The organism is Lacinutrix sp. YIN62, assembly GCF_057219185.1.
In genome coordinates, this window is record NZ_JBXVVH010000013.1 from 107,779 (window position 1) to 115,075 (window position 7,297).

6 protein-coding genes are annotated in these 7,297 nt (G+C 33.3%); 5 read left to right on the top strand and 1 reads right to left on the bottom strand.

Annotated features, from left to right (window positions below; genetic code table 11):
* Positions 1-319 precede the first annotated feature (319 nt).
* The 3 genes from htpG (at position 320) to AC2D8I_RS10435 (ending at position 3,579) form a co-directional block, all read left to right on the top strand.
* Positions 320-2,230: a molecular chaperone HtpG gene (gene htpG / locus AC2D8I_RS10425; protein ID WP_484705946.1), complete on the top strand. Its 1,911-nt coding sequence runs from the start codon at positions 320-322 to the stop codon at positions 2,228-2,230.
* Positions 2,231-2,452: 222 nt separating this feature from the next.
* On the top strand, positions 2,453-2,827 hold the full coding sequence (locus tag AC2D8I_RS10430; protein WP_484705947.1) for a VOC family protein: 375 nt from the start codon (positions 2,453-2,455) through the stop codon (positions 2,825-2,827).
* A 59-nt stretch (positions 2,828-2,886) separates the two neighbouring features.
* Positions 2,887-3,579, top strand: a complete 693-nt coding sequence (locus tag AC2D8I_RS10435) for a helix-turn-helix transcriptional regulator (RefSeq protein WP_484705948.1) — start codon at positions 2,887-2,889, stop codon at positions 3,577-3,579.
* Here AC2D8I_RS10435 and AC2D8I_RS10440 read toward each other — a convergent pair.
* Entirely contained in the window at positions 3,561-4,493 is a 933-nt protein-coding gene (locus AC2D8I_RS10440) for an HTTM domain-containing protein (RefSeq protein WP_484705949.1), read from the bottom strand. The genes AC2D8I_RS10435 and AC2D8I_RS10440 overlap by 19 nt on opposite strands.
* 423 nt (positions 4,494-4,916) lie before the next feature.
* Here AC2D8I_RS10440 and AC2D8I_RS10445 point away from each other — a divergent pair, with 423 nt between their 5' ends.
* Positions 4,917-6,746 carry a Xaa-Pro dipeptidyl-peptidase gene (locus AC2D8I_RS10445; protein ID WP_484705950.1) on the top strand — a complete coding sequence of 610 codons (1,830 nt, stop codon included), beginning with the start codon at positions 4,917-4,919 and terminating at the stop codon, positions 6,744-6,746.
* Between the two features lie 89 nt (positions 6,747-6,835).
* Positions 6,836-7,216: a DUF2200 domain-containing protein gene (locus AC2D8I_RS10450; protein WP_484705951.1), complete on the top strand. Its 381-nt coding sequence runs from the start codon at positions 6,836-6,838 to the stop codon at positions 7,214-7,216.
* Positions 7,217-7,297: the final 81 nt, after the last annotated feature.

The window sequence follows — 7,297 nt, forward strand, 5'->3', positions numbered from 1 at the left end:
AGCTCCTAATAATTGAAACGAAGCAAGTAGTGCAATTTAAGTATTTCAATCAAAAGCCTTCCATCATTACGCATTATTAATTATGCGCGCATAATACTTTATGCTCTTAACACAGTTTACACAAACTACTAATCATAGTACTCATTACTATATTTCAGTTTATTACTTAATAAAAATGTCAGTTTGTCATATTTTATCAATTGGCATTTTTGTTGTCTATTGGTATGAAACGAAATTTAAGTTTAACAACTATAATATTCCTGTCAGAATTACTCAAAACAGATAAGCAAAAGACAGGACAAACAAAATACAATTAATTATGGCTAAAGGAAGTATTAACGTATCCGTTGAAAACATCTTTCCACTAATCAAGAAATTCTTGTACAGTGATCATGAAATCTTTTTACGTGAATTAATAAGTAATGCTACAGATGCAACTTTAAAATTAAAACACTTAACAAACATTGGAGAATCTAACGTTGAGTATGGTACTCCAAGAATAGAAGTTAAAATTGATAAGGAAGGTAAAAAACTTCATATCATTGACCAAGGTTTAGGTATGACTTCAGAAGAGGTTGAAAAATACATTAATCAAGTTGCATTTTCTGGAGCAGAAGAGTTTCTAGACAAATACAAAGATTCGGCTAAAGACTCTGGAATTATAGGCCATTTTGGACTTGGTTTCTATTCCGCTTTTATGGTTGCAGACAAAGTGGAAATTATTACCAAATCACACAAAGATGAACCCGCTGCGCATTGGACTTGTGATGGGTCTCCAGAATTTACATTAGAACCGCATAACAAAACAGAAAGAGGTTCTGAAATCATTTTACATATCGCCGAGGATTCTACAGAATTTTTAGAAGATTCTAGAATTAGTGCTTTATTAAGTAAATACAACAAGTTTATGCCGATCCCGATTAAATTCGGAACAAAGGAAATAGACGATCCTGAGCATACTCCTGAAACAACTAAAGACGCAGAAGGTAAAGAAACTACAGAGCCACAACGTAAAATTACTGTAGATGCCATTATAAATAATCCTAACCCTGCTTGGACAAAACAACCTGCAGATTTAGAAGATCAAGATTACAAAGGGTTTTACCGAGAATTATACCCTGCACAATTCGAAGAACCTTTATTTCACATACATTTAAATGTTGATTATCCTTTCAACCTAACAGGAATCTTGTATTTCCCTAAAATGACTCAAGATATGAGTATGCAAAAGGATAAGATTCAACTGTATCAAAACCAAGTTTTTGTAACAGACAATGTTGAAGGTATTGTTCCAGAATTCCTAACCATGCTCCGCGGGGTTATTGATTCTCCAGACATCCCTTTAAATGTATCGCGTTCATACTTACAAGCCGATGGCGCTGTAAAAAAGATATCTTCTTATATTACACGTAAAGTAGCAGATAAATTAAAATCTTTATTTAACAATAATCGCGAGGATTTTGAAGCGAAATGGAATGACATCAAAATTGTTATTGAATACGGAATGCTTTCTGAAGAAAAATTCTTTGAAAAAGCAGATGCATTTGCCCTATATCCTACAGTAGATGGTACCTATCATACATACCAAGAACTGTATGATAAAATCAAAGCAAATCAAACCGATAAAGACGATAAACTGGTAATCCTTTATGCTTCAAATAAAGACGAACAACACAGTTACATAGAAAGTGCTAAAGCAAAAGGCTACGACGTTTTATTATTAGACTCGCCAATCGTATCGCATTTAATACAAAAGCTAGAAAGTACTAAAGAAAACATCACTTTTGTACGTGTAGATTCTGATCATGTAGACAACTTGATTAAAAAAGACGATACAACTATATCTAAATTAGATGAAGCTCAAACAAAAGCTTTAGATGAGTTATTAAAAGAAGTTATTCCTTCTGAAAAATTTACCGTTCAATTGGAAGCTATGGATAGTAATGCCGCTCCATTTATGATTACTCAACCAGAGTTTATGCGTCGTATGAAAGAGATGCAAGCTACAGGTGGTGGCGGAATGAATATGTTTGGTAATATGCCAGAAATGTACAACTTAGTTGTAAACACGAACTCAGAACTAGTTGGAGAAATTATAAGCACAGAAACAAAAGATAAACAAGAGCGTTTAATTACTCAAAGTTTAGATTTAGCGCGCTTATCTCAAGGCCTATTAAAAGGTGAAGAACTTACGAACTTCATTAAACGAAGCTATGAAATGATAAAATAACAATCTTATATAAAAGCGCTATTAAAAAGAGCGCTTTTAAGACTGTTTTAAACCTAAAACCACTTTACTTTTGTTTAGTGGTTTTTTTGTGTCTAAAAAACAGCAACTTCTTTATAGCAAATTAGACTCTTTTAATCGTAAACATTTACAATGACCTCTGACACACTACGACACCATCACTAATAACTTTGCATTAAGTTAAACATTAAAAAATCAATTAAAATGACAAATGCAATAAGCTGGTTCGAAATTCCTGTAACAAACTACGACAGAGCAAAACAATTCTATACAACTGTTTTGGATTCTAAGATTACAGATTACCCCATGGAAGAAAATATTAAATATGGCGTTTTTACATACAATGAAAATAAAAACGGTGTTGGAGGCGCCATTATGGAAGGAGAAGGCCAAACTCCCACAACAGACGGATGTACCCTTTATTTAAATGGTGGAGACGACTTAAGCATCCCTTTAAACAGAGTGGAAGCAGCCGGAGGTAAAATAATAATGCCTAAAACCGATATTGGCGAGAATGGTTTTATGGCTCAGTTTATAGATACAGAAGGTAACCGAATAGCGTTTCATTCCTTTGAATAACCTCTAACTAAAATAAGAGATAGTGAATTGCACAAACGGTTCACTATCTTTGCTGTTGTATGTCTCAACTCTCGCGACTCATATCCATATTAACCCTGCTAAAGTCCAAACGACTGTTAACAGCAACACTCCTTTCTGAAAAATTTAATGTAAGTGTAAGAACCATTTATAGAGACATTAGAAAATTAGAAGAGGCTGGCGTTCCTATTATCACTATAGAAGGAAAAGGATATTCTTTAATGGAAGGCTATACCATTCCTCCTGTTCAATTTACAGAAAAGGAAGCGAATGCATTAATCACAGCCCAAAAGATGGTTAATCAAGTAAATGACAGTTCTTTTTCTAAAGATTTTAATGATGCTTTTATCAAAATAAAGTCTGTATTTAAATCGTACATACAGGAAAAAAGCGAAAGATTGAATAGTAATATCTATGTTTTTAACACAAATTATAAAACCATACGTAGCAATACACTTTCAGAATTACAACTCGCGATTACCAACTTTTACTACACAGAAATTAACTATCAAAAAGAAAATGACACCAATATTACCTCAAGAAAAATTGAGCCATACGCCTTGTATTCCACTCAAAATAAATGGATTCTCATCGCTTGGTGTCATCTTAGAAATGACTTTAGAGCTTTTAGAATAGACCGAATAAAACATTGTCGGATTCTACAAGAAAAATTCGAAGATAGAAAATTTAATTTTCAAGCCTATTTTCAAGCTTGTTATGAAGACAACAAATAAACTTTTCCACGTTTTTCCTTTTCTGAAGTAAAATAAAATGCAGCGATATTTAATAGTATCATTAAGAGTCCAAAGAAAAATAAATTTAAAATCAATATAGAGCCTACATGCATAAAAATAGTAATCACCAACCAAAACCTTCTCGTTTTGGGAATCCAAATAAAAACTGGGTAAAGTATTTCTATAACTAAAACACTGTAACCATAAACCGTAAGAACGTTATTATTTTCAGACAACCATAAAAGGTCTAAATCCAATAACCGATTAACACTTACCATATTAATATATTTCCAAACCGCTTCGCCATGCCACCAGATATCTGCTATAAATTTAATTATTCCAGAGAAAAAGTATAACAAACATAAACTTATTTGTAACACTCTACGATATAATGCTAAATCTAATTTATATGTCGTTTTCGTATACAATAAATTATCTAAAGAATAATAAGCACTCGCAGGAAATAAGAATAAATAGAATACTCCCATAACAACGAGTACGTCTACGCCATATCGATACGCTCCAGAAGATATTATAATATATAAAACAAGTAAGATTAATGCAGAAAATCGTGTAAATAATCCCCAGATTAAACAAAGAGACAATAGGATAAATATGATAAAAAAACACGCTATTATTAAATCTCCTGAAAGATTATAAACTTCTAATGAAGTTGATAGTTTTGATACTGTTATAACATAATCTGAAGGGATATACCCTTGTTGCTCATAAGTAAATAGAGTCTCTCTACTTTGCGTCCTTTGAAAATCTTTCCAAATATTAAATAATTGCAATAACAAAAAAAGACCTATAGTAATTCTAAGGAACGCTATAGATTTTTTATTTGATCCATCTGGCTTTGAAAAAAAACCGAGAACACTTTTTATCAAGTTATTATTTTTCAACACATTCACACACCACTGTTAATTTATAACAAAACTCTTCTATTCTATTAAGTTATCTAGTAGCGTTCTTATTAAGAAACGGATTGTTTAAGGGTACAACTTCTACTCTAGAGATGGGAGACTGATTAAAAAATCTTTTTCATAGCAATTCCTAATAAATATATAAATAATTTTATACTAAAACCAATCTTACCACACTTTTAAACACTAAACGCCAAAGACTTAACATTAAAGAGCATTGGTTTAAAACAATTCCGCTACAAAAATCAAGACTATTAGGCATTTCAACATTCTTTTAACACCATAAACAGCTTTAAACCTGTTTTACAACCTTTTAACTGTTAACGCTTTCTTAAAGCTAAACCTATAACATTTTAGATAATAAAAAAACCACTAACTTACCAAACAAATATTTATAGAACACAGTAGCTTATGACAATATCTTTAAAGTCTGTTCTCAATCTTTTATTTTTAACAGCATTGACAACAGTAACTTCGGCACAAAATGCCGAGGTCGCCACACCTATTTTTGAAAACGGAGAAGCGCAAATAGTAGACGTTTTTAAACAACCTAACGATTGGATTAGACACGATCTTTGGGTCGAAACAGAATTCGATTCAGACGATGATGGTAAATTGGATCGTATGCACGTATCGGTAACCAGACCAGCTCAAACTGATACAGAAGGATTAAAACTACCTATAATCTATGTTTCCAGTCCTTATTTTGCTGGAGTTGCGCCAGACGTGCCTGGAACTATGTGGGATGTAAAACATGAACTTGGAGATATCGGAAAAGAACGAGTACATCCAGAAGTTACACGTACAGGAAAAAGACCTATTATATCTAACTCACATATAGAAAAATGGGTCCCCAGAGGTTATATTGTAGTCCACTCTTCATCTCCAGGCACAGGGTTATCAGATGGCGCCCCAACAATAGGAGGCGCAAACGAATCTCTAGCTCCAAAAGCAGTTATCGATTGGCTTTGTGGTAGAGCGAAAGGATTCTCTGAAAGACATGGAGAAGTTCCTGTTAAAGCATATTGGTCTACAGGTAAAGTGGGAATGACAGGAACCTCTTATAATGGAACAATACCATTAGCGGCAGCAACAACCGGAGTAGAAGGCTTGGAAGCTATTATCCCTATTGCTCCAAATACATCTTACTATCACTATTATAGATCTAATGGATTAGTCCGTTCTCCTGGTGGCTACTTAGGTGAAGATATTGATGTACTCTATGATTTTGTGCATAGTGGTGATGAGGCAAAACGAGAGCATAACAATAAAAAGATTCGTGATACCGAAATGAAAAACGGTATGGATAGGCAAACTGGAGATCTTAATGATTTCTGGAAAAAAAGAGATTATTTAACACAAATGAAGCCTATGAAAGCGGCTTTATTAATGTCTCATGGGTTTAACGATTGGAACGTAATGCCAGAACATAGTAACCGCATCTACCAACAAGCAAAGAAACAAGGCATTCCTGCTCAAATATATTACCATCAACACGGTCATGGCGGTCCACCTCCCATAACTTTAATGAATCGCTGGTTTACACGTTACCTACATGGTATCGAAAATAATGTAGAAGCTGATGCTAGAGCGTGGATTGTAAGAGAAAATGATAATTACAAAAACCCAACACCTTATAAAGATTACCCTAATCCTGAAGCTAGTGGAGTCACATTATTCTTAAATAAAGGCGGATTGAAATCTGGAAATTTATCTATAAAAAAGACTAAAAACCAAGGCAAAGAAACACTAGTAGACGATTACTCTTTTTCGGGGAAAGACTTAGCTAAATCTGAGACTTCAAACCATCGTTTATTATATACAACCCCAACCTTAACTAAGGATTTACATTTGTCTGGAACAACACGTGTAACAATCGCTTTATCAAGCAGTAAAGCTGCTGCAAATCTATCGGTTTGGATGGTTGCGTTACCTTGGGACGATGGAAAAATTAACGACGATATTATTACCCGTGGTTGGGCAGATCCACAAAATCATAAATCCTTAACAAAAGGAGTCCCCTTAAAATCAGGGACATTCTATACTGTTTCTTTCGACTTAATGCCTGATGATCAGGTGATCCCTAAAGGTCAGAAAATCGGTTTCATGATCTTTTCTAGTGATAAAGATTTCACATTACACCCTAAACCAGGTACCGAATTAACCATAAACTTAGATGCTACAAGTATTACAATTCCTGTAGTAGGCGGAGATAGTGCTTATCAGTCTGCTACAAAATAGTCGTCACTCACAATAAAAAAATAAAGCCACTCTTTATCTGAAGTGGCTTTTTTGTATTTTATTTCACATCTAAATAATGATAATAGAAAATGAAAGTTACTGCTAAACATAATGAGCGCATAGCTAAAATGACATTTACATCAATTTACCCACATTATATAACAAAAATTGAAAAAAAGGGGAGAACAAAAGCAGAATTACATCAAATAATAACATGGTTAACAGGTTATAACGAATTAGAATTGCAAGCGTTTATTAATGAAAAAGTAACATTTGAACAGTTCTTTAAAACAGCAAAATTAAACCCCAATGCAAATCTTATTAAAGGCGTTATATGCGGCTATCGTATAGAGGACATTGAATATCCTTTAACTCAAAAGGTAAGGTATTTAGACAAATTAGTAGATGAATTAGCTAAAGGTCGTAAAATGAATACTATTTTAAGAGACACTATCCTAAAAAGTGTGTAAGTTCAAAATTTCAGGGTTAGGTTATTTATATCCTAATCCTGTTTTCAAATATAGCTAAAAATTGGTTTAGTATAAGTCCCC